Source organism: Angustibacter sp. McL0619 (assembly GCF_049994355.1).
Taxonomy (GTDB): domain Bacteria; phylum Actinomycetota; class Actinomycetes; order Actinomycetales; family Angustibacteraceae; genus Angustibacter.
Genome location: NZ_CP188257.1, coordinates 2,151,819 through 2,174,199, shown reverse-complemented (window position 1 = coordinate 2,174,199; position 22,381 = coordinate 2,151,819). Strand labels below are relative to the sequence as shown.

Annotated in this window: 17 protein-coding genes; 7 read left to right on the top strand and 10 right to left on the bottom strand. The window is 72.2% G+C overall.

The genetic code is table 11. The features are described from left to right. Window positions 1-8 precede the first annotated feature (8 nt). From mltG to rpsD, 6 genes are all read right to left on the bottom strand, one after another. On the bottom strand, window positions 9-1,196 hold the full coding sequence (mltG, locus tag ACPPVT_RS10045; protein ID WP_426566844.1) for an endolytic transglycosylase MltG: 1,188 nt from the start codon (window positions 1,194-1,196) through the stop codon (window positions 9-11). A gap of 48 nt (window positions 1,197-1,244) precedes the next feature. Beyond that, window positions 1,245-1,778 (bottom strand): Holliday junction resolvase RuvX, encoded by a 534-nt coding sequence (gene ruvX / locus ACPPVT_RS10040; protein ID WP_426566843.1) that lies wholly within the window; start codon window positions 1,776-1,778, stop codon window positions 1,245-1,247. A 13-nt stretch (window positions 1,779-1,791) separates the two neighbouring features. Beyond that, a complete protein-coding gene (gene alaS / locus ACPPVT_RS10035) occupies window positions 1,792-4,467 on the bottom strand; it encodes an alanine--tRNA ligase (protein ID WP_426566842.1) in 2,676 nt (891 codons plus the stop codon). A 102-nt stretch (window positions 4,468-4,569) separates the two neighbouring features. Next, complete coding sequence (locus ACPPVT_RS10030) at window positions 4,570-4,920, bottom strand: hypothetical protein (RefSeq protein ID WP_426566841.1); 351 nt, start codon at window positions 4,918-4,920, stop codon at window positions 4,570-4,572. 6 nt (window positions 4,921-4,926) lie between these two features. Then, entirely contained in the window at window positions 4,927-5,307 is a 381-nt protein-coding gene (locus tag ACPPVT_RS10025; protein ID WP_426566840.1) for a DUF948 domain-containing protein, read from the bottom strand. 109 nt (window positions 5,308-5,416) lie between these two features. Continuing rightward, a complete protein-coding gene (gene rpsD, locus ACPPVT_RS10020; protein WP_426566839.1) occupies window positions 5,417-6,040 on the bottom strand; it encodes a 30S ribosomal protein S4 in 624 nt (207 codons plus the stop codon). A gap of 86 nt (window positions 6,041-6,126) precedes the next feature. On the opposite strand from rpsD, the gene ACPPVT_RS10015 reads away from it, so the two are divergent. After that, a complete protein-coding gene (locus tag ACPPVT_RS10015) occupies window positions 6,127-6,978 on the top strand; it encodes a hypothetical protein (protein ID WP_426566838.1) in 852 nt (283 codons plus the stop codon). Here the strand turns inward: ACPPVT_RS10015 and ACPPVT_RS10010 are convergent. After that, a complete protein-coding gene (locus ACPPVT_RS10010) occupies window positions 6,937-8,268 on the bottom strand; it encodes a replication-associated recombination protein A (protein WP_426566837.1) in 1,332 nt (443 codons plus the stop codon). The two genes, ACPPVT_RS10015 and ACPPVT_RS10010, sit on opposite strands and share 42 nt — an antisense overlap. A 66-nt stretch (window positions 8,269-8,334) precedes the next feature. Between ACPPVT_RS10010 and ACPPVT_RS10005 the strand changes: the two genes are divergently transcribed. From ACPPVT_RS10005 to ACPPVT_RS09990, 4 genes are read left to right on the top strand one after another with little or no spacing between them, the layout of a single operon-like run. Then, complete coding sequence (locus ACPPVT_RS10005; RefSeq protein ID WP_426566836.1) at window positions 8,335-10,029, top strand: FAD-dependent oxidoreductase; 1,695 nt, start codon at window positions 8,335-8,337, stop codon at window positions 10,027-10,029. Between the two features lies 1 nt (window position 10,030). Continuing rightward, window positions 10,031-11,506, top strand: a complete 1,476-nt coding sequence (locus ACPPVT_RS10000) for an ATP-binding protein (protein ID WP_426566835.1) — start codon at window positions 10,031-10,033, stop codon at window positions 11,504-11,506. Between the two features lie 38 nt (window positions 11,507-11,544). Then, window positions 11,545-13,755 carry an MMPL family transporter gene (locus ACPPVT_RS09995; protein ID WP_426566834.1) on the top strand — a complete coding sequence of 737 codons (2,211 nt, stop codon included), beginning with the start codon at window positions 11,545-11,547 and terminating at the stop codon, window positions 13,753-13,755. Then, window positions 13,755-14,492 (top strand): GNAT family N-acetyltransferase, encoded by a 738-nt coding sequence (locus ACPPVT_RS09990; protein ID WP_426566833.1) that lies wholly within the window; start codon window positions 13,755-13,757, stop codon window positions 14,490-14,492. Before ACPPVT_RS09995 ends, ACPPVT_RS09990 begins: the two co-directional genes overlap by 1 nt. Here ACPPVT_RS09990 and ACPPVT_RS09985 read toward each other — a convergent pair. After that, on the bottom strand, window positions 14,452-15,834 hold the full coding sequence (locus tag ACPPVT_RS09985) for an aminotransferase class V-fold PLP-dependent enzyme (protein ID WP_426566832.1): 1,383 nt from the start codon (window positions 15,832-15,834) through the stop codon (window positions 14,452-14,454). The two genes, ACPPVT_RS09990 and ACPPVT_RS09985, sit on opposite strands and share 41 nt — an antisense overlap. A gap of 3 nt (window positions 15,835-15,837) precedes the next feature. Further along, entirely contained in the window at window positions 15,838-16,677 is an 840-nt protein-coding gene (locus tag ACPPVT_RS09980) for a class I SAM-dependent methyltransferase (protein ID WP_426566831.1), read from the bottom strand. A gap of 139 nt (window positions 16,678-16,816) precedes the next feature. Between ACPPVT_RS09980 and ACPPVT_RS09975 the strand changes: the two genes are divergently transcribed. After that, window positions 16,817-19,648: an ATP-binding protein gene (locus tag ACPPVT_RS09975; protein WP_426566830.1), complete on the top strand. Its 2,832-nt coding sequence runs from the start codon at window positions 16,817-16,819 to the stop codon at window positions 19,646-19,648. A gap of 24 nt (window positions 19,649-19,672) precedes the next feature. Here the strand turns inward: ACPPVT_RS09975 and aspS are convergent, their stop codons facing one another. After that, the gene (gene aspS, locus ACPPVT_RS09970) at window positions 19,673-21,496 is read right to left on the bottom strand and encodes an aspartate--tRNA ligase (protein ID WP_426566829.1); all 1,824 of its coding nucleotides are present in this window, start codon (window positions 21,494-21,496) and stop codon (window positions 19,673-19,675) included. A 189-nt stretch (window positions 21,497-21,685) separates the two neighbouring features. Here aspS and ACPPVT_RS09965 point away from each other — a divergent pair, with 189 nt between their 5' ends. Further along, window positions 21,686-22,381, top strand: a complete 696-nt coding sequence (locus ACPPVT_RS09965) for a PilZ domain-containing protein (RefSeq protein ID WP_426566828.1) — start codon at window positions 21,686-21,688, stop codon at window positions 22,379-22,381.

Here is a 22,381-nt window from a genome sequence, read left to right as displayed (position 1 = left end):
CCGGTGGGTCAGCACTTGCCCGGGTGCGCCTGGCACCAAGACTGGAACTCCTTGACGTACTTCGCGTGCTCGGCTGCGGTGACCGCGAACTTCGTCTCGCCGGTGACCGGGTCGACGGTCACGAAGAACAGCCAGGGACCGGCCTTGGGGTGCAGCGCACCGTCGATCGCGGCCTTGCCGGGGTTGGAGATCGGCCCCGCGGGCAGCCCGGCGTAGCGGTAGGTGTTGTAGGGCGAGTCGACCGCGCGCTCCGCAGCCGTGGTGGTGAGGGAACGCTTGCCCACGGCGTAGCTGACCGTCGAGTCCAGCTGCAGCTTGCCGCCGTTGTGCAGCTGGTTGGCCAGCCGGTTGTCGAGGACCTGGGCGACCTTGGCGTAGTCCGCCTTGGAGCCCGCCTCGACCTCGGCGATACTCGCGACGGTCAGCAAGCGCTGGGCGTCGGCGTCCTTGACGCCGAGGTCGTCGAGCACCTGGTGGGTGCGGGCAACCATCGTCTCCAGCTGCTGGGCGGCCGTCTTCTCGGTGCCGAACTCGTAGGTGTCCGGGAACAGCCAGCCCTCGACCTTGCCCTTGGCGGAGGCCGGGATGCCCAGCGCCTCGGGGTTCTTCAGGGCTGCCTGGTAGTCCGCGAGGGGTTGCCCGGTGGACTTGGCCAGCAGCGGCAGGATCTCGCTGGCCCGCAGCCCCTCGCGCACGGTGACCTTGTCCGCGCTGCGCGAGGTCGGGTCGAGCAGCATCGTCAGGGCGCTCGCAGCAGCCATCTGCTTGTGCAACGTGTACTGGCCGGGCTGGATCGACCCCGAGTTGGGGTTGGTCTTGGCCGCCTCGACGAACGCCTTGCTGCTCTTGACGACGCCGGCGTGCTCGAGCACGTGGCCGATGCTCGTGCCGCTGGCTCCCTCGGGAATGGTCACCGAGACCCGACCAGTTCCAGATCCGGCGTAGTCGTCGCTCGCCGTGAACTGGGACACGAAGGGCCGCAGCACGCTGTAGGCGCCGAACGCACCGGCAGCGACCAGCACGAGCGCGACCAGCATCACGATGCTGCGGCGTCCGCGGCGGCGCTTGCGCCGCTGGTGGTGGCTGCGCGCCGCACGCCGCGAGGAGCGCGTCGGGTAGCCCTCGGCGTCGTCTGGGTGCTCGTGGGCGTCAGCGATCACGGCGCCCAGCGGGTGGTCGTCTTGGCGGTCAGGCATCAGGCTCGTTCGGCTCGCTCATCAGGGTGGGACAGCCTTCGGTCGCGTTCAGGCGGTCGGGTCGGCCGCCGTGCCCCCGCCACCGGTAGAGGATACAGGTTCAACCGCCTCCCCCGCCGCAGCGCCGCTCGTCCGCTCGGTGTCCAGGGCCTGCTGGAGCACGAGGACCGCCGCCACCTGGTCGACCACCGACCGCTGCTTGCGCCCGGCGACCCCGGAGGCACGCAGCGAGCGGTGGGCCTCGACCGTGGACAACCGCTCGTCGACCAGCCGTACCGGCGTGTCCAGACCCGCCGCGCGCAGCCGGCCGGCCAACCCCACGGCGTACGCACGTGCGGTGGCGGCCGCCGCACCCTCGGCGCCGGACAGGGAGCGCGGCAGGCCGACCACCACCTCGAGCGCCTCGCGCTCGACCACCTCGCGCACGATGCGGTCCTGGTCGGAGTCCGTGGCGACGTCCCGGCGCAGCGTCTCGACGGGGGTCGCGAGCATCCCGTGCACGTCGCTGACCGCGAGGCCGACCCGGACGGCGCCGACGTCCACCCCGAGGCGCACCCCGCGACGGGACGTCGGCTCGCTCATCGACCGCCGTCCCTCACCGGGCGGTAACCCGCTCGCCGACCAGGTGCTCGATCCGGGCCAGCGCCTCACCGGTCCGGTCGGCATCGGTGCCGCCGCCCTGGGCGACGTCGTCCTTGCCGCCGCCGCCGCCACCGAGGATCTTGGCCGCCTCGCGGACCAGCTCACCGGCCTTGACCCCCCAGCGGCGGGCCTCGTCGTTGGTCGCGACCACGACGACCGGACGGCCCTTGGCGACCGCGGTGCCGGCCACCACGACCGGACGTCCGGTGATCCGGCCGCGGACGTCGAGCAGCAGCGTGCGCAGCCCGTCCGCGTCCACGTCCTCGCCGGCGTCGTGGCCGACGAACGACACGCCGTAGACGTCCCGGGCGGACGAGGCGAGCCCGGCGGCAGCCGCCAGCACCTGCTGCTGGCGCATCGCGGCGATCTGCTTCTCGGCCTCGCGCAGCCGGGCCAGAATCGAGCCGACCCGGTCCGGCAGCTCGTCCGGGCGGACCTTCAGCGCCTCGGTGAGCTGACCGACCAGCGCGTGCTCGCGGGCCAGGTACTCGTAGGCGTCGCTGCCGACCAGCGCCTCGACGCGGCGTACGCCGGACCCGATCGACGCCTCGCCCAGCAGGCTGACCAGGCCGAGCTGGCCCGAGCGCTGCGCATGCGTACCGCCGCACAGCTCGCGGGCCCAGTCGCCGACCGAGACCACCCGCACCTCGTCGCCGTACTTCTCGCCGAACAGAGCCATCGCACCGGCCTCGATCGCCTGCTCCTGCGTCATCACCTCGGCGTGCACCTCGAGGTCCTCGGCGAGCAGCGCGTTGACCCGCGCCTCGACGTCGTGCAGGACGGACGGCGGGACAGCGGCGTTCGCGCTGAAGTCGAACCGGAACCGGCCCGGCGCGTTCTCCGAGCCCGCCTGGGTGGCCGTCTCCCCCAGCGCCTCACGGATCGCCTTGTGCACCATGTGCGTGGCAGTGTGCGCGCGGCTGATCGCGCGGCGGCGCTGCACGTCGACCAGCGCCTGAGCGCTCGCACCCACCTCGACCGCACCGTTGAGCACCTTGGCGCGGTGCACGATCAACGAGCCGAGCGGCTTCTGCACGTCCGTGACCTCGATGACCGCGCCGTCCAGCACGATCCGGCCGGCGTCGGCGAGCTGCCCGCCGCCCTCGGCGTAGAACGGGGTGCGGTCCAGCACCAGCTCGATCTCGTCACCCTCGACGGCGGAGCGGGCCGGCTCGCCGCCGACCAGCAGTCCGCTGACCGTGGCCTCGCTGGTCACCTCGTCGTAGCCGGTGAACTCGACGTCGCGGCCGAGGCCGTCCGCCAGGCCGCGATAGGCGGAGGTGTCCACGTGGCCGGTCTTCTTGGCCCGCGCGTCGGCCTTGGCCCGCTCGCGCTGCTCGGTCATCAGCTGGCGGAACCCGACCTCGTCGACGTCCACGCCCTGCTCGGCGGCCATCTCCAGGGTCAGGTCGATCGGGAAGCCGAAGGTGTCGTGCAGCTGGAAGGCCTTGTCGCCGCCGAGCGTCGTGCGCCCGCCGTCCTTCACGTCCTTGACCGCCGTGTCCAGGATCGTGGTGCCGGCGGCGAGGGTGCGCCGGAACGCCTCCTCCTCGCCGTAGGCGGCCTGGCTGATCCGGCCGAAGTCCCGCTCGACCTCGGGGTAGCTGCCGCTCATCCGGTCGCGGCTCACGGGTAGCAGCTCAGGCATGGTCGGGGCGTCGACCCCGAGCAGCCGCATCGAGCGCACGGCGCGACGGATCAGCCGGCGCAGCACGTAGCCGCGACCCTCGTTGCCGGGCGTGATGCCGTCCGAGATGATCATCAGCGCGCTGCGCACGTGGTCGGCGACGACGCGCAGCCGGACGTCGTCCTCGTGGTTCGCGCCGTAGCGCTTATCAGCGAGGTCGGCGGCCCGCTCGATGACCGGGTACACCTCGTCGATCTCATAGATGTTGTCGACGCCCTGCAGCAGGAAGGCCATCCGCTCCAGACCCATGCCGGTGTCGATGTTCTTGCTCGGCAGCGGCCCGCGGATGTCGAAGTCGGCCTTGCTGCGGACCTCGCTGAGCTCCTCCTGCATGAACACGAGGTTCCAGAACTCCAGGTACCGGTCGCCGGCCTTCTCGACGTCACCCTCAGGGCCGAACTCGGCCCCGCGGTCGATCAGGATCTCCGAGCACGGGCCGGCGGGGCCGGGGATTCCCATGTGCCAGTAGTTGTCCTTCTTGCCCAGCCGGACGATCTTCTCGTCCGGCAGGCCGGCGATCCGCCGCCACAGCTGGTAGCTCTCGTCGTCGTCCTGGTAGATGGTGACGAGCAGGTCCTTCTCGGGCAGGCCGAAGCCGCCGTCGCCCTGCGACCGGGTCACGAGGTCCCAGGCGAGCTCGATGGCGCCTTCCTTGAAGTAGTCGCCGAAGCTGAAGTTGCCGTTCATCTGGAAGAACGTGCCGTGCCGGGTCGTGCGGCCGACCTCTTCGATGTCCAGCGTGCGCACGCACTTCTGCACGCTGGTGGCCCGCTTGTACGGCGCGCTCTGCTGCCCGATGAAGTAGGGAACGAACGGCACCATGCCCGCCGCGACGAACAGCAGGTTGGGGTCGTCGAACGGCAGCGGGGTGCTCGGAACGACGATGTGGTCTCGGTCGCCGAAGAACTTCAGCCAGCGACGACGGATCTCGGCCGTCTCCATGGGGATCTTCCTGTCGTGGGGTTGGGCCGTGCTGGTGCGCGGTGCAGGCACCGGCGCTCGGCCCTCGGCGTGCGAGGGGCGCGAAGGCGGGGGCGATCGCCCCTACGAAGCTCGCGCACCTCGGTGCGCCGGGTTGCTCGGCCGGTCGAAGTCGGGCGGCCCCGGCTGGCCGCCGAACGGGTCGGCGTGGTCGGCCGTCGGCCGCTCGATCAGGGCGCGCGCCTGGTCCGGGTCGATGACCCCCTCGTCGACCCCGAGCGCCAGCCTCAGCTCGGCGTCGCGCTCCTGCATCGCTTCACGGACGACCTGCGCCATCTCGCGCAGTCCCTCGCCGAGGCCGGACAGTCCCCGGGCCATCCCCTCGGGCGTGTAGGCCTGCGCGGTCTTGGTCACCTTGCGAACGACCAGCACGCCGGCGGTGGCACCGAGGGCCACCCAGAAGATGCGTCGCACTCTCGATCAGCTCCTTCGCCGGCGACGGCCACCGGACGACGGCTGCCGCCCGCTCAGTGCCTGCCGCACCCCGTAGGTGAATGCCGCGACCTTGATCACCGGCGAACCGAGCGTGGCAGCGAACAGCGCGGTCAGCGCAGACACGTTGGTCGTCACCTGCTGGACGTTCGTGGTGATCGCCGAGACGCGCTCGAGCTCGCCGTTGGTGGTGGTGACGGTCGTGGTGACCTCATGCAGCAGCGGGATGGTCTCTTGCGTCACGCCCTGCACCGTGCCGCGGGTGTCGTCGATCAGCTTCCCGAGCTTCAGGATCGGCACGGCCAAGAACGCCACCAGCGCCACGAAGGCGACGGCGGCGATGAGTCCCGCGATGTCTCCAGCCGACATCCGACGCATCCCTCCCCGGTGGCTCCGCGCGGTCCCGGCGGCGCCGGGCGCTGACCGGAGCGACGGCAGCGCACCGACCCTACCCGGCCCGAGGCGAGCCCGTCGCGCGCTATCGCGCGTAGAACTCCACGACCAGCGCCACGTCGCAGATGACCGGCACCTCCGCGCGGCGCGGCTCGCGCTCCAGCCGGGCGCAGAGCCCGTCGGAGCCGAGCGCGAGGTAGGCCGGGACGGCGGGCAGGACGTCGCGATGCCCATTGGCCGCGGCGACCACGAACGGGGTCATCGCACGGCTGCGCTCGCGGACCGAGACGACCTGACCGGGTCGCAGCCGATAGGAGGGCTTGTCCACCAGGCGGCCGTCGACCTCGACGTGCCGGTGCACGACGACCTGGCGCGCCTGGGCGATGGTCCGGGCGATGCCCGAGCGCAGCACCACGGCGTCCAAACGGGTCTCCAGCAGCTCGACCAGCACCTCGCCGGTACGCCCGGAGCGGCGGTGTGCCTCGTCGAAGGCTCGACGCAGCTGCGCCTCGCGCAGGCCGTACTGCGCCCGCAGCCGCTGCTTCTCCAGCAGCTGCGAGGAGTAGTCGCTCTTGCTTGGACGCCGCGCGCGCCCTTGCTCGCCCGGCGGGTAGGGACGCTTCTCGAAGTACTTGACGGCCTTCGGCGTCAGGGCGATGCCGAGAGCGCGCGAGCGCCGGACGACGCGACGTGAGGCGTGGGCGGTCATCGTTCTCCTTGAGTAGTCAGGGATAGTAAGGATAGCCTTACCTTATCTCACCAGACGCCCGTGACACCGCCGCCCCGGAGGAAACCGTGCCGTTGGTCCACCCACGACAGCTCCCGTCGTCCGCCGAGGTCGCCCGCACCCTGCTGGAAGGCCTCGGCTCGGCCTCGCTCGCCGGTCCGCTCGGCGACGCGCACGCGGTGCCCGCGCTGCACGCGGCGCTGGGCTGCGGCGACCTGGTGCTGGCCGTGCCGCGCGACTCGCGCTCACGCACTGTGGCCGCCGCTCCGGGGCCAGGCTCGCCGACCGCAAACGACGACTGGGCGGTCTCGCTGTGCGTGCGCGCTGAGGCAGCCCTGCCCGACCTGACCGTCCCGCGGGCACACCTCGAGGTGCTCGGCTGGGCGCGCTACCCGGGCCCGGCCGACGTGCAGCCCGCGCAGGACGCGCTTCGCCGGGCCTGGCCGTTGGACTCGCTGGAGGCTTACGACCTGCTGTTGGTCGAGGTCGCCGAGGGCGAGCTGCACTGGGTCGGTGGGTGCGTGACCGTTGACGGCGACGACGTGCGCTCCGCCGACCCGGACCCGCTGTGGCTCGACGAGGCGGACCTGCTCGACCGGATCCGCGCGCTGCTGTCCCCGCGGCTGCTGGCGCTGGTCCAGGGGCTGGGCCGGTTGCCGCTGCCGGACGGGCGCGGCGTCGAGCTCGACCAGACCCTCGAGGCGCGTCCGGTCGCCGTCGACCGCTACGGACTGACCGTGCAGTGCCGCGACCCGCAGGACCGCCGCCACCTGCTTCGGCTCCCGTTCGGCCGCCCGATCGGGGCCGAGGAGGACGCCTGGGCCAGCATCAGCACCGAGATCGTCTCGCAGGCCGGCTGCCGCAGCAGCGCCCGCGCCTCAGCGACCGCGCAGGATGCGTCGCAGCCGCTCGAGCCGTGAGCTGATCTCCCGCTCCGCACCCCGGTCGGTCGGCTGGTAGTACTCCCGGTCGACCAGCGAGTCCGGCAGGTACTGCTGCTCGGCGACGCCGTGCGGCTCGTCGTGGGAGTACACGTAGCCCTTGCCGTGCCCGAGGCGGCCCGCCCCGGGGTAGTGCGCGTCGCGCAGGTGCGCCGGCACGGTGCCGGCATGCCCGGCACGGACGTCCGCGATGGCGGCGTCGATGCCGCGGTAGGCGGCGTTCGACTTCGGCGCGGTGGCCAGGTGGACGACGGCCTGCGCCAGCACGATCCGCGCCTCCGGCATGCCGATCAGCTGGACGGCCTGCGCCGCGGCGACCGCGGTCAGCAACGCGGTCGGGTCGGCCATCCCGACGTCCTCGGACGCCGCGATCACGATCCGGCGCGCCACGAAGCGCGGGTCCTCTCCCGCCTCCAGCATCCGGGCCAGGTAGTGCAGCGAGGCGTCCACGTCCGAACCGCGCATGGACTTGATGAACGCGCTGGCCACGTCGTAGTGCTGGTCACCCTCGCGGTCGTAGCGCAGCACCGCGGCGTCGATCGCGCGCTCCGCGTGCTCGGTCGTCACCTCGCGCTCCTGCGCGTGCAGCGCCGCACCGGCGGCCGCCTCGAGCGCGGTCAGGGCCCGCCGGGCGTCGCCGGCGGCCAGCCGCACCAGGTGCTCCAACGCATCCGGCGTCAGCTCGACCTGGCCGTCCAGCCCGCGCGGCTCGGTGACCGCGCGCTCGATCAGCGAGCGCACCGCGTCGTCGTCCAGCGGACGCAGGGTCAGCACCAACGACCTGGACAGCAGCGGTGCGACCACCGAGAACGACGGGTTCTCGGTGGTCGCCGCGATCAGCACCACCCAGCGGTTCTCCACCCCGGGCAGCAGAGCGTCCTGCTGGGCCTTGGTGAACCGGTGGATCTCGTCCAGGAAGAGCACAGTCGCCCGGTGGTGCAGCGCCAGGTCGTCACGCGCTGCGTCCATCACGGCGCGCACGTCTCGCACCCCGGCGGTGATCGCGGACAACTCGACGAAGCGGCCGCCGGTGCCACCCGAGACCACGTGCGCCAGCGTGGTCTTGCCGGTGCCGGGCGGCCCCCAGAGCACCACCGATGCCGGGCCGGCCGGACCCTGCGTGGGGTCGACCAGCCGGCGCAGCGGCGAACCGGGCTCGAGCAGGTGACCCTGCCCCACGACGTCGTCCAGGGTGCGCGGACGCATCCGTACCGCCAGCGGCGCGCTGGGTCGGTCCGGCGCGTCGTCCACGCTGAACAGGTCGCTCACGGCCCGAACCTACCCGCGACCGCTGACGGGGTATGGAAAGGGCCGTCCGGGTGGTTGGCTACGGACATGACCAGCGTGTCGGACCCGAGCACCGACTCCAGCGCCCGCCGGCCCGTAGTGCTGACGGTGGACGACGACCCCGGAGTCTCGCGCGCCATCGCCCGGGACCTGCGTCGCCAGTACGGGCAGGAGTACCGGGTGGTGCGTGCCGAGTCCGGTGACGAGGCCCTCGAGGCGCTGCGCGAGCTGGCCGCTCGCGGCGAGCGGGTCGCCGTGCTGCTGGCCGACCAGCGGATGCCCCAGATGAGTGGGGTCGAGTTCCTCGAGCAGGCGATGGACCTGTTCCCGCACGCCCGGCGGGTGCTGCTCACCGCGTACGCCGACACCGACGCGGCGATCACCGCCATCAACGCCGTCGACCTGGACCACTACCTGCTCAAGCCGTGGAGCCCCCCGGAGGAGCTGCTGTACCCGGTCGTGGACGAGCTGCTCGCCGCCTGGCGCGCCTCGGGCGACGCGCCGGTCGAGGTGATCCGGATCGTCGGACACCGCTGGTCGGCGCACTCGCACGAGGTGCGCGAGTTCCTGGCCCGCAACGGCGTTCCGTACCTGTGGGTCGGCGCCGACGAGCCGGAGGGCCAGCGGCTGCTCGGCGCCTGCGGAGCCACCGACAGCGACGTCCCAGTGGTGCTGCCTCCAGGTGGCGAGCCGCTGCTGTCGCCATCGGTCGCCGAGCTGGCCGAGCACGTCGGGCTGCCCACCAACCCGGCCACCGACTTCTACGACCTGGTGATCGTCGGCGGCGGACCGGCCGGGCTGGGTGCGGCCGTGTACGCCGCGTCCGAGGGGCTGCGCACCGTCGTGGTCGAGCGGCAGGCCACCGGCGGGCAGGCCGGCCAGAGCTCGCGGATCGAGAACTACCTCGGCTTCCCGGACGGCGTCTCCGGCGCCGCCCTGACCGACCGGGCCCGACGCCAAGCCGTCCGCTTCGGCGCCGAGATCGTGACCACCCGGGAGGTCGTCGGCATCGAGGTGGTCGGCGCCCGGCGCGGCGTCCGGTTCGCCGACGGCTCCTGCCTGCAGGCGCACTGCCTGGTGCTGGCCACCGGCGTGCAGTACCGGCTGCTGGGCGCCGACGGGGTCGAGCAGTTCGTCGGCAACGGCGTCTACTACGGCGCGGCGCTCACCGAGGCCGCCGACTGCGCCGACGAGGTCGTCTACGTGGTCGGCGGCGCGAACTCGGCCGGCCAGGCGGCCGTCTACCTGTCCCGGTTCGCGTCCAAGGTGGTGCTCGTCGTCCGCGCCGAGTCGCTGGTCTCGTCCATGTCGCACTACCTGATCGAACAGATCTCCGAGATCGACAACGTCGAGGTGCGAACCCGAACCGCGATCGGCTGCGTGGACGGCGACGGGCACCTCGAGCGAGTCACGCTGCGCAACCTGGACGACGGACAGGAGTCCACGGTGGACGCGGCGCACCTGTTCGTGTTCATCGGCGCACAGCCGCTGACCGAGTGGATGGACGGCGTGGTGCTGCGCGACGAGCGTGGCTTCGTGCTGGCCGGGCCGGACCTGCTGCAGTCCGGCGTTCGCCCGCAAGGCTGGGAGCTGCCTCGCGACCCGTGGCTGCTGGAGACCTCGGTGCCCGGCGTGTTCGCGGCCGGAGACGTCCGTTCGACGTCGGTGAAGCGGGTCGCGTCAGCGGTCGGTGAGGGCGCGCTGGCTGTGACCCTCGTGCACCAGTACCTGGAGAGGTTGTGAGATGACCAGCACCACACCCGATGACCGGGTCAGCGCGCAGGAGCTGCGCACGCTGTTCCTGCTGGAGAGCCTGGACGACGAGCAGCTCGCCTGGTTCGTGGAGAACGGACGGCGGACCCGGATCCCGGCGGGCGAGTACCTGACCCGCGAGGGCGAGCCGGCCGAGTGCTTCTACCAGCTGCTGACCGGCACGATGGTGATGACCCGTCGGGTCGGCTCGGTCGAGGTCGAGGTCACCCGTACCGACTTCCGTGGCGCGTACGGCGGCGCGACCGCGTCCTGGATCAAGCAGGCCGACCGGCCGTCGATCTACGTCGCCAGCGTGCGCGCCGCCACCGACGCGACCTTCCTCGCGGTGCCGGCGGACGAGTTCGCCGCGTTCATGCACGAGCACTTCCCGATCGCCGTGCACCTGCTGGACGGCATCGCGGCCGGCATGCGGCGCACTCAGGAGCGGGTCGGCGACCAGCAGCGGCTGCAGGCACTCGGTGCGCTCTCCGCCGGGCTGACCCACGAGCTGAACAACCCTGCGTCAGCGGCCGAGCGCGCGGTCGACCAGCTGCGAACCCGCGTCGAGCACATGCGCAGCAAGCTGGACTACCTGGCCGACGGGCACATCCCGGCCGACGTCCTGCACGAGCTGGTCAACCTGCAGAACGAGGCCCTGGCGCTGTCCGAGACTGCCCCCCGGCGCAGCGCGATGGAACGCAGCGACGCCGAGGACGAGCTCGGTGACTGGCTCGAGGAGCACGACATCCAGCGTGGCTTCGACCTGGCCGGCATCTACGTCGCGGCCGGGCTGGACGTGTCGTGGGCGGAGAAGGTCTACCGGACCCTGCACGCGGACGACCGGCAGACGGGCTTCGCCTGGGTCGCCTACTCGCTGGAGACGGACTCCCTGATGCGCGAGATCACCGACTCGGTGCAGCGCATCAGCCAGCTCGTCGGCGCAGCCAAGAACTACTCGCAGCTGGACCGGGCGCCGTTCCAGCAGACGGACCTGCACGAAGGTCTGGAGTCCACGCTGGTCATGCTCAGCGCCAAGCTCAAGGGCATCACCGTCGTCCGCGACTACTGCGACGACCTGCCCCTGGTCCCCGGCTACCCGGCCGAGCTGAACCAGGTCTGGACCAACCTGATCGACAACGCCGCGCAGGCGACGGGTCAGGGCGGCACCATCACGCTGCGCACCCGGGTCGAGGACGACCACGTCCTCGTCAGCGTCGGGGACGACGGCCCCGGGGTGCCGAAGGAGCTGCGCAGCCGGATCTTCGAGCCGTTCTTCACCACCAAGCCGGTCGGCGCCGGGACCGGTCTCGGCCTCGACATCAGCTATCGCGTCGTCACCGGCAAGCACGGCGGCGACATCCAGGTGCTGTCGGAGCCGGGCGACACCCGCTTCGAGGTCCGGCTGCCGCTCGTCGAGCCCACCCTCGAGGACGCCGTCCGGACCGGTCAGGTGACCGACCAGGCCTGACGTCGGAGCGCACCGAGGGGCCTGGAAGGCTTGCCCCCGTGACGTTGCTGGACAGACTCGGCCGCTTCGAGGCGCGCCACGCCCGCCTCGTGGCGCTCGGCTGGGTGGCCGCCATCGTGGTCGCGTTCGGCCTGGCGCTGGGCGCGTTCGGCGGCGACTCGTTGTTCGACCGGCTCACCAACGGCGAGCCGGTGGTGCCCGGGGAGTCCCGCGACGGCCGCGACCTGCTCGGCGCCCAGCACGCGGACGGCCCGCAGGTCGTCGCCCTGATCGACCAGGTCGACCCGTCGTCGCCGGCCGCTGTGGCCGCGGTCGAGCGACTGGTGCCGGTGCTCGACGGCGGAGCGGCGATCGAGGGCGTGGCCAGCCCTTACACCGTCCCGGGCGGGCCGAGCGGCCCCGCCGGGCGTGCGCTCGTGGCCAACGACGGCAAGGGGGTCGCGGTCACCGTGAAGCTCGCGCCGGACCTGTCCCGCGCGCAGGAGTCCGAGCGCGCGGCCTGGATCGACGAACAGGTCGCGGCGACGGCGGCGCAGCTGCCCGGCGCAGTCAGCTCGACGTCCAGCCTCCCGCAGCTGGTCGACGAGATCACCCACCAGGTCGAGCTCGACCTGCGTGCGGGCGAGGGCGTGGCACTGCCGGTCAGCCTGGTGGTGATGGTGATCGTGTTCGGCGGCTTCCTGGCCGCAGGACTGCCACTGGCCGGTGCCATCGCGTCCATCGCCGGCGGGCTCGCGTCGCTGTGGGGCTTCGCGCACTTCATCGACCTCGACGCGACCGTGGTCAACGTCGTGACCATCCTCGGCCTCGGGCTCTGCATCGACTATGGGCTGCTCGTGGTCAGCCGGTTCCGCGAGGAGCTGCGCGACCTGCCATGGGTCGAAGGTGAGGCCAGCGCCGACCAGGTCGAGGCGGCGGTCGGGCGCACGGTGGCCATTGCCGGACGGACCGTGCTGTTCTCCGGGCTGGTGGTCGCCATCAGCCTGTCCGGGCTGATGCTGTTCCAGGCGCAGATCCTGCGGGCCGTCGGAGCCGCCGGCGTGAGCGTCGTGGTCGTCGCACTGCTCGTCGCGCTCGGCTTCATCCCCGCCCTGCTGTCCCTGGCGGGAACCCGGCTGGTCCGCCCCGGCCTGCCTGCGCGGGTGCCCCTGCTGCGCCGGCTGATGGCCAGGCTGGGCGACGTCGCGCCACCGGAAGGAGTGTTCTCCCGGCTGGCGCGTCGGGTGCAGCGGATGGCCTGGCCGGTCGCGATCGGCGTGACCGCGGTGCTGCTGCTGGCCGCCATCCCGGCGCTGGGCATGCAGCTGCGCTCGTCCGGGCCCGACCTGATGCCGGTGGGGACGCCGCAGCGGACGGCGTTCGAGACGGTCGACGCGCGCTGGCCGGCACTGGCCGGACCCGAGGTCCTCGTCGTCACCGAGGGCAGCACCGACCAGGTCCTGGCCTGGTCCGCGGACGTCGCCAAGATCGACGGCGTCTCGTCCGTCGACCCGCCGAAGACGGACGGCTCGCTGGTCACCCTGGGCGTCCGGGTCGAGGGCGGGGACGCCGGCGGCAAGGTAGCGACGCAGGTGGTCCGCGACCTGCACGCCGAGCGGCCGGACTTCGCCACCTGGGTGGTCGGCCAGGCCGCGGGCCAGCTCGACTTCAGCGCCTCGCTCGCCCGCACAGCGCCCTGGGCGATCGGGCTCGTCGTGCTGGCCACGTTCGTCCTGCTCTTCCTGATGACCGGTTCGGTGCTGGTGCCGGTCAAGGCACTCCTGATGAACCTGATCTCGCTGGGTGCCGCGCTCGGCGTCGTGGCCCTGATCTTCCAGGACGGTCACTTGGAGCGGCTGCTGTCGTTCACCTCGACCGGCGGCGTGGAGACGACCATTCCCCCACTGGTGCTGGCCTTCGGGTTCGGCCTGGCGATGGACTACGAGGTCTTCCTGCTGTCCCGCATCAAGGAGCAGCGCGACGCCGGGCTGCCCAACGACGAGGCCGTGGCGGCAGGGCTGCAGCGCTCCGGGCGGATCATCACCTCGGCCGCGCTGCTGGTGATCATCGTCTTCGCCGGCCTGATCGCCGCCAAGGTGCTGGTGGTGAAGCAGACCGGGGTGGCGCTGTGCGTCGCCGTGGCGATCGACGCGACCATGGTGCGGATGCTGCTGGTGCCCGCCACCATGACCCTGCTCGGCGAGTGGAACTGGTGGGCCCCCGCGCCGCTGCGTCGCCTGCACGAGCGGATCGGCATCGGGACGCATTGATGGCGGTGCGTCCGCTCTCGTCCTACGAGGAGCTCGTCGAGGCCAGCGGGAACGACCCGTTCGCCCGCTGGATGGTCGACCCGGCCGGCCCGGTGCGCGGTTGGGCGCTGGACGACGGCGTGGCCTGGTTGCGTCGTACCCACTCCTACGCCACCACCGTGACCGTCCTGACGAGCCCGAGGGCCGCTGCAGCACAGCTCGCCGAGCTGCTGTCCGTCGTCCCGGACATCACCCGGGTCACCCTCCCGTTCGGCTCGCTGGAGCTGCTGCCGCCCGAGCTGGCGGCCCGGGTCGTGCCGCGTGCGGGCGACGACTGGGAGTGGATGATGACCCGAACTCCCCCGCCGGCCGGCCGGCCCGCCGTGGTCGTGCCACCCGACCAGCTGGACGACGTGCGTGAGCTGCTCGCCAGGGCGAGCCCTCGGCACAGCACCACGGTGCAGGACCCGGTGGTTGCCTGGTGGGGCATCTGGGACGGCGGCCGGCTGGTGGCCTGCGCCGCGCACACCGAGGACGTGCCGGGGGTGCCGTCCCTGGCGTCCGTCGCCACCGACCCTGCCGTCCGCGGTCGCGGGCTCGGGGCCGCGGTGACGACGGCGGCGGCGCGAGCGGCGTTCGACGCGGGCAGTGCGGTCGTCACCCTCGGCATGTACTCGGACAACGACGTCGCCCGGCGGATGTACCACCGCCTCGGCTTCAGCTGCGACCACCGCTGGTCCAGCCGCCGGCTCCGGTAGCGCGCGGCGCCAGCGGCCGAAGGTCTCGGACCACGCGGCGCACCGCGTCCATCGCCAGGGCGACGTCGTCCGCGCTGGTGTAGAGGGCGAAGCTGAGTCGACAGGTGGCCGGCGGGTTCAGGCCGAGGTCGCGGTGGGCCAAGGTCGCGCAGTGACAGCCGGCCCGGGCCTCGACGCCTTCCAGGTTCAGACCCTCGGCGAGCCGGATCGGGTCCACACCGTCGACGGTGAACGCCAGCAGCGGCGCCCGCGGTGTCCCGAGGGCCGGCCCGTACCAGCGCAGGCCGTCGATGGTCATCGCCTCCTGCATCGCCAGCTCGGTCAGCGACCGGGTATGCCCGCCCACCCGGTGCATCGCCTGCGCGACGACTGACCGCGGCAGTGGCCGGTCGTCGTCGAACCACCGCGGGGCACCCTCGGGGCTGACGAGGTCGACCACCAGGCGCAGGGCGCGCGCCGAGGCGATGACCCCGAGGATGTTCGGGGTGCCGGCGGCGTACTTCCACGGGAGATCGTTGTAGTCGACGCGATCGACGCTCACCCCGCCCTCGGCGACCATGTCCCCGCCGTACAGGAACGGCCGACCAGCAGCCAGCAGCTGCTCCTTCGCGTAGAGCACCCCGACACCGAACGGTGCCAGCATCTTGTGGCACGAGAAGGCCAGGAAGTCCACGTCCAGCTGCTGCACGTCGACGAAGCTGCTGGGCACGAGCTGGGCCGCGTCGACCAGCAGCAGTGACCCGGTCCGCCCGTCGTCGCGGACGTACCCGCTGCGATCCGCGATGGCTCGGATGGTCCGCAGCGGCGGTTTGGTGCCCAGGAAGTTCGAGGCACCGGTGACGCAGACCAGCTTGGTCCGCTCGTCGACCAGCTCGGCGAGGTGCTCGAGGTCGAGCGCCCCGGTCGCGTGGTCGAACCGGGCCACGCGGCACTCGACCCGGCGCCCGAAGGCGGGCAGGATCTCGTGGCACATCCCGTACCACGGCACGAAGTTGGAGTTGTGCTCCATCATCGTGGTCACCACGTTGTCGCCGTCCCGGAACTGCGTGAGCAGCATGTACATCACGGCGTTGATGGCCTCGGTCGTGTTGCGGTACGTGGCGATGCTTCGACGGCTCGGCGCGTTGAGCCATTGGGCGAAGGTGTCGTAGGCGCTCTCGAACCGCTCGCTCGTGCGCCGCGACGCGCTGGACTGTCCGCGATGGACGTTGTCGTAGTCCTCCGTCAGCGACTCCAGCAGCCGGAGCAGCTCCCGTGGTGGCTGCGAGGTCGCCGCGTTGTTGGTGGCCACCCGGCCCAGGTCGGGAAAGGCGAAGTGCGACCGCACCCGGTCGACGTCCACGGCCTACGCCTTCCGCCGCCAGGCGCCCATCAGCAACGGCCACAGGACCGGGTGCTCAGGATCGGCGACGGCTTCGCGGCGCAGCTCCACCAGCAGGGACTCCGCGTCGGGTTCGGTCACGATCTGCCGGCTGACGGCCAGCGGAAGCAGGCTGCGCAACACCGCCTCCAGCATCAGCGAAGCGTCGGCCAGCCGTTCCAGCCGTCCGGAGACGTCGGTCCCGTCCGGCACGCCGACGCCGGCCTCGATGAACAGGCGCGGGAGCAGCGATCCGACGCGGATCTCGCAGCCCGCGGCTCCGAAGGACCGGATGATCAGCTCACCCACGCGGTCAGCACCGGCCAGGGGTGGTGCCGCCCCCACGGCGGACATGTCGTAGTCCTGGACGACCAGGTAGCCGCCCGGCGCCACCGCGTCCCACAGGCGGGCGAGCACCTCGACCCGACTCGGAAGGTGGAACAGCAGCAACCGCGCGTAGACCAGGTCGAACGGCCCTTCCAGGATCGGTCCACCCTCGACCAGGTCGTGCGCGACGAAGCTGCACTGCTGGTGCCCGTCCCGCTGGAGCCGGTCGACGGCGAGCCCGCCCAGCGTCTCGTCCACATCGATGCCGACGACGCGCCCCCGCGGTCCCACACGCTGAGCCAGCTGTCGCATCGTCTCGCCCGGGCCGCAGCCTGCGTCCAGGCATCGGGCACCGAGCGGAAGGCCGACCCGGTCCAGCACGCGCTCGGTCGCGCCCTCCCACTGCTGAGCCTGGCGACGCAGCCGCTCGTACTCCTGCCTCGTGCGGCCGAGGGCGTACTGCGTGCCTTCGGCGGCGCTTGTCTGAGCTGTCGTCACGGTGTCCTCCCAGGCTGCCCGGCGCGTAGCTGGCGCCACAGCCATGCTCACCACTAACAGAGGCCGGCGAATCGTGGTGGATACCACGAGGTTTCCCGTGACGATGGACAAGGCGCGCGCCCGCGGCCGAGACTGAGCCATGGCCCGGAGCCTGTTGCAGCGGGACACCGAGCTCGCAGCGTTCGGCCGGCACCTGCACGAGGTGCGTGCAGGTTCGGGCCGCGTAGCGGTGGTCGAGGGGCCGCCCGGCGTCGGCAAGTCCAGCCTGCTGCGAGCGGTCGCCCAGGTCGCGGACGAGCTGGGTCTGCGCGTCCTGCGCGCCTGGGCGACCCCCTTCGAGCAGCAGGCGGGCTGGGGCATCGCCCGACAGCTCTTCGGGCCGGTCGCCGGTGCGGTGGACGACCCCGAGCGGAAGGCGCTGGACGCCGGCGCCGCGCGACTGGCCAAGCGCGTCCTCGACCCCGATCCGATCGCACCGGCGCCCACCGGTGACGCGATGCACGCGGCGTCGTACGGGTTGACCTGCCTGGCCGCCGAGCTGGCCGAGAGCACGCCGACCGTACTCGTGGTCGACGACGTGCACTGGGCGGACGCACCCTCGCTGCGCTGGCTGGTCCAGCTCACGCGTCAGCTGCCGGACCTGCACCTCGGGGTGCTCTGCGCCGTTCGAACCGGGGAGCAGTCGGTGGCACCGGCATTGCTCGACGAGCTGCTCGCGGCAGCCCCGGAGCCACCCATTCGACCGCGTCCGCTGGGGCCGGACGCCGTCGAGGTGATCGTCGCCGAGCGGCTGCCCACCGCCGATGCGGCTTTCGCGAACGCCTGCCATGCGGCCAGCGCCGGCAACCCGTTCCTGCTCGGGGCGCTGATCGACGAGCTGCTCGCCCAGGGGCTCGAGCCGACCGCGGACGTGGCTGCGCGGTTGACGACGTTCGGCCCCGAGCAGGTGGGCCGCACCGTCCAGCTCCAGCTCGCCCGGCTCCCGACCGGTGCGACCCAGCTGGCGCGCGCCTTCGCAGTGCTGGGGCGCGGAGCACTGCTGCGCCAGGCGGCACGGCTGGCCGAGCTCGAGATCGCCCAGGCCGAGTTGCTCGCCGATCGGCTGGCCGCGGTCGGGATCCTGGGCGTTGAGGGTGCTGGCCACGCACTGACCCACCCACTGGTGGAAAGCGCTCTCTACCGAGGCCTGCCGGCCGGTGAGCGATCGCTGCTGCACCGGCGCGCGGCCGATCTGCTGGCCGCAGAGCAAGCGGACGTGGAGGCCGTCGGACTTCATCTGGCCCATGCCGAACCCGCCGCTGATCCACTGACCGTGACCAGACTGCACGCGGCCGCCGGGCGTGCGCACGTTCGCGGGGCTCCGGAAGCGGCGGCCACGTTCCTTCGCCGCGCCCTCGCAGAACCGCCGGCCGAGCCCGAGCTCGTCGCGGACCTGCACAGCGAGCTCGGGCTCGAGCTCGCGGCTCAGGTGCAACCCGGCGCCCGCGAGCACCTGCATGAGGCGGTGACGCTCGCGGTGACGCCGGAGCAACGGCTGCGGATCGCCTTGTCGGGGTGCCGGGCCCTGGGGCTGGCCGGCGAGTTCGACGACGCCATCGAGATAGCGCGTCGCGGCCTCGCCGAACAGCCCGGCGACGAAGACCTTGGCGGACAGCTCGAGCTCGAGATGGTCTGCTCGATGATGCTCTCGGCGGACACCGTCGAGGAGGGGTACGAACGCGTCCGCAGGCACTCCAGCGCGGATCAGGACAGCCTGTGGCGGGTGCCTCTGGCGTGGCAGGCGGTGGCGGCGAAGGGTGGTTGCGCGGACGACGTCCGCAGGCTTCTCGAACCGGCGATGGACGCCGTGACGCCGCCACGGGGGACGGACTCGTTGGTCAGCACGTGGGCGAAGTTCATCTTGATCGCCAACGGCGACTTCGACGCGGCGCGCCGGCTCTGCGACGGCGTGGTCGAGCTGGCCAGGCCACAGGGATGGCTGATCGCGCTGGCCCATGGCAGCTTCGTCCGGGCGATCGTCCTGATGCACCTCGGTCGGGTCCACGACGCCCGCGCCGACGCGGAGGTCTCGTTCCGGTTCAAGCTGGGCAACAGCCCGCCGGCCGCGCTCCTCTGGTCGCTCTTCCCGCTGGTGGAAGCACTGACCGAGCTGAGCGAGCTCGACGAGGCCGACTCAGCGCTCGAGGCCGGCCTACCCAACGGTGACCCGCCCGAGGCGTGCCTGTCAGGTGCCTACCTCCTCGAGCGCCGCGCCCAGCTGCGGATGGCGCAGGGACGCTATGGCGAGGCGCACGCGGACCTGGTGCGAGCGGCGGGCTGGTGGCAGCGGCTGCACATCCTGCACCCCGCAGCCGCCGCCTGGCGAGTCATCGACGCCGAAGCACTCGTCGCGCTCGGTGATCGGCGGGCAGCCCGGGACCTGGCCGTAGCCCATCTGGAGCTGGCCGAGCGCACCGGCCTGCCCGAGCCGCGGGCCGCCGGGCTGCGGGCACTGGCACTGACTGAGGAGCCGGTGCAGGCGGTCGAGCTCCTGGAACGTGCGGTGGCTCTGCTCGAGCCCGGTCCCACCCGGCTGGAACACACCAGGGCACTCGTCGCGCTCGGGGCCACGCTTCGCCGCGCCAACCGCCGCGGGGACGCGCGAGAGCCGCTGCGGCGGGCGCTCGACCAGGCTCAGCGCGGTGGGATGCGGCTGCTGGCCGATCGCGCTCGGCACGAGCTGCAGGCGGCTGGGGCACGGCCGCGGCGCACCGCACTCACCGGCATCGAATCACTGACGCCGTCGGAGCGGCAGGTGGCCGACCTCGCCGCGCAAGGTCATGGCAACCGGGAGATCGCCCAACGGCTGTACATCACGCGCCGCACCGTCGAGACCCATCTGACGCACGCCTTCGGCAAGCTCGGGGTGTCCAGCCGGTCCGACCTCGTCGTGCTGCTCACGGTGGACGCTGCCGCGGCCGGTCGGACCTGATCGTGGCAGCTGCAACGGTGCTGCTCAGCGGGCGGTGGGGACCTCAGCCAGGGACAGGTCCGGGTTGTCGGCCGCCGGAGCCTTCGGCTTGGCGTCCACACCGGCCTCCTTGCGCTGCTGGGCGGTGATCGGCGCCGGCGCCTCGGTCAGCGGGTCGAAGCCGCCGCCGGACTTGGGGAAGGCGATCACGTCACGGATCGAGTCGGTGCGCGACAGCAGGGCGCAGATCCGGTCCCAGCCGAACGCGATGCCACCATGCGGCGGCGCACCGAACGCGAAGGCGTCGAGCAGGAAGCCGAACTTCTCCTGGGACTCCTCCTCGCTCAGCCCCATCACCTTGAACACGCGCTCCTGCACGTCGCGCCGGTGGATACGGATCGACCCGCCGCCGATCTCGTTGCCGTTGCACACCATGTCGTAGGCGTAGGCCAAGGCCGAGCCGGGGTCGGTGTCGAAGGTTTCCAGGAACTCTGCCTTCGGCGAGGTGAAGGCGTGGTGCACCGCAGTCCAGGCGCTGTAGCCGAGGGCCACATCGCCCGAGGCGGTCGCCTCGGCGGACGGCTCGAACAGCGGCGCGTCCAGCACCCAGGCGAACGCCCAGGCCGACTCGTCGACCAGCCCACAGCGCCGGCCGATCTCCAGTCGGGCCGCGCCGAGCAGTGCGCGCGAGGACTTCGTCGCACCAGCGGCGAAGAACACGCAGTCCCCCGGCTGGGCGCCGACCTGCGCTGCCAGACCGGCACGCTCGTCCTCCGAGAGGTTCTTGGCGACCGGACCGCCGAGCTCGCCGTCCTCCCCGACCAGCACGTACGCCAGCCCTCGGGCACCGCGCTGCTTGGCCCAGTCCTGCCAGGCGTCGAGCTGCTTGCGCGGCTGGCTCGCACCACCGGGCATCACCACGGCGCCGACGTACTCGGCCTGGAACACCCGGAACGGGGTGCTGGCGAAGTAGTCGGTGCACTCGACCAGCTCGTTGCCGAAACGCAGGTCGGGCTTGTCGGTGCCGAAGCGTCGCATCGAGTCGGCGTAGGTCAGCCGGGGCAGCGGGGTGGGCAGGTCGTAGCCGACCAGCTTCCACAGCGCCACGGCGACCGCCTCACCGAGCTCGAGGACGTCGTCCTGCTCGACGAAGCTCATCTCGATGTCGAGCTGGGTGAACTCCGGCTGGCGGTCGGCCCGGAAGTCCTCGTCCCGATAGCAGCGGGCGATCTGGTAGTAGCGCTCCATGCCGGCCACCATCAGCAGCTGCTTGAACAGCTGCGGGCTCTGCGGAAGCGCGTACCAGCTGCCCGGCTGCAGCCGGGCCGGCACCAGGAAGTCGCGGGCACCCTCCGGCGTCGAGCGGGTCAGCGTCGGGGTCTCGATCTCGACGAAGCGGCGCTCGTCGAGGACCGCACGGGCGCTCTTGTTGACCTCGCTGCGCAGCCGGATCGCCGCCCCCGGCCCCGGCCGGCGCAGGTCCAGGTAGCGGTGCTTGAGCCGGGCCTCTTCGCCGACCTCCACGCGCTCGTCGATCTGGAACGGCAGCGCGGCGGACTCGCTCAGCACTTCGAGCTCGATCGCAGTGACCTCGATCTCACCGGTCGGCAGGTTGGGGTTCTGGTTGCCCTCGGGTCGCAGGCCGACCGGGCCGGTCACCCGCACGCAGTACTCGTTGCGCAGCCCGTGCGCGCCCGAGGACGCCAGCACCTCGTCCCGGACGACGACCTGGGCGACGCCGCTGGAGTCGCGCAGGTCCAGGAACGCCACACCGCCGTGATCGCGCCGTCCACCCACCCATCCGGCGAGCGTGACGGTCTGTCCGGCGTGGTCGGCACGCAGCGTGCCCACCTCGTGCGTGCGCAACACGGAGTTCCCCCTTGGGGTGATCGGATTCGGCTGACCCGGTGAATCCTACGGTGCACTGGCACGTCGTCCCGCACGAGTTTGCCGTGGGGTGATTGTCTCCGTTCTGCTCCTCGGCGGCCGATAGGACGTCGAGGAGCACTGTTGCGTGCTGCTACCAGGAGCAAGAGCGCTGTGGAGGGCTCACCGGGGATGGACGTCACGATCGCAGCGGGCTCGACGCTCACGCTGCGCGCCGCAGGCCAGCGGGTCACCTTGAAGACCCTGGCCGACGCCTCGCTGGACTCCGCCGGGGGTGCCGGGGCGGGCGCCCGCGTCCCCGTCATCGGACCGAGCGAGGCTCTCGGCCTCGGGCCGGGAGAGGCCCAGCTCTCGACCCCGGCCGGTCTGCTGTCGCTGCCGGCCCGCGTGGTCGACGACGGCAGGGGCATGGTGCTCGCGCTCGGCGCGCCGCCCACCCCGCCGACCCAGCGACGGAACGAGGTCCGCGGTGAGCTCGAGCTCACCATCCACGTCACGCTGCCGGCCCCGCCGGAGAACCCGGACCTCGGGCCGGTCGTGGTCCGCGGACGCACCCGCAACATCTCGGCCGGCGGGATGCTGGCCACTTTGGACTTCGGCACGGCCGGCACCGTCGAGGAAGGCACGGTGCTGGGCATCGACGTCGAGCTGCCCGAGTCGGCCGGCCGGGTGCCGGTCAAGCTGCAGGTGATCGCGGTGGGCAACTTCGGGCTGCGCGGATCGTTCGTCGACCTCCCGCACGTGCACGCGGAGCGGTTCGCGCGGCTGGTGTTCGCACAGGAGCGCGCTCAGCTGGCGATGCGCAGCCGACGCGCCGAGGTCAAGACCGCGAGCGGCCGACCGCCGGGACGCGCTCGCGACTGGTGA

Excerpts from the sequence above, each read along its gene's own strand:
- mltG (WP_426566844.1), bottom strand. The coding sequence starts at position 1,196 with ATGCCTGACCGCCAAGACGACCACCCGCTGGGCGCCGTGATCGCTGAC.
- ruvX (WP_426566843.1), bottom strand. The coding sequence starts at position 1,778 with ATGAGCGAGCCGACGTCCCGTCGCGGGGTGCGCCTCGGGGTGGACGTC.
- alaS (WP_426566842.1), bottom strand. The coding sequence starts at position 4,467 with ATGGAGACGGCCGAGATCCGTCGTCGCTGGCTGAAGTTCTTCGGCGAC.
- ACPPVT_RS10025 (WP_426566840.1), bottom strand. The coding sequence starts at position 5,307 with ATGTCGGCTGGAGACATCGCGGGACTCATCGCCGCCGTCGCCTTCGTG.
- rpsD (WP_426566839.1), bottom strand. The coding sequence starts at position 6,040 with ATGACCGCCCACGCCTCACGTCGCGTCGTCCGGCGCTCGCGCGCTCTC.
- ACPPVT_RS10005 (WP_426566836.1), top strand. The coding sequence starts at position 8,335 with ATGACCAGCGTGTCGGACCCGAGCACCGACTCCAGCGCCCGCCGGCCC.
- ACPPVT_RS10000 (WP_426566835.1), top strand. The coding sequence starts at position 10,031 with ATGACCAGCACCACACCCGATGACCGGGTCAGCGCGCAGGAGCTGCGC.
- ACPPVT_RS09990 (WP_426566833.1), top strand. The coding sequence starts at position 13,755 with ATGGCGGTGCGTCCGCTCTCGTCCTACGAGGAGCTCGTCGAGGCCAGC.
- ACPPVT_RS09975 (WP_426566830.1), top strand. The coding sequence starts at position 16,817 with ATGGCCCGGAGCCTGTTGCAGCGGGACACCGAGCTCGCAGCGTTCGGC.
- ACPPVT_RS09965 (WP_426566828.1), top strand. The coding sequence starts at position 21,686 with ATGGACGTCACGATCGCAGCGGGCTCGACGCTCACGCTGCGCGCCGCA.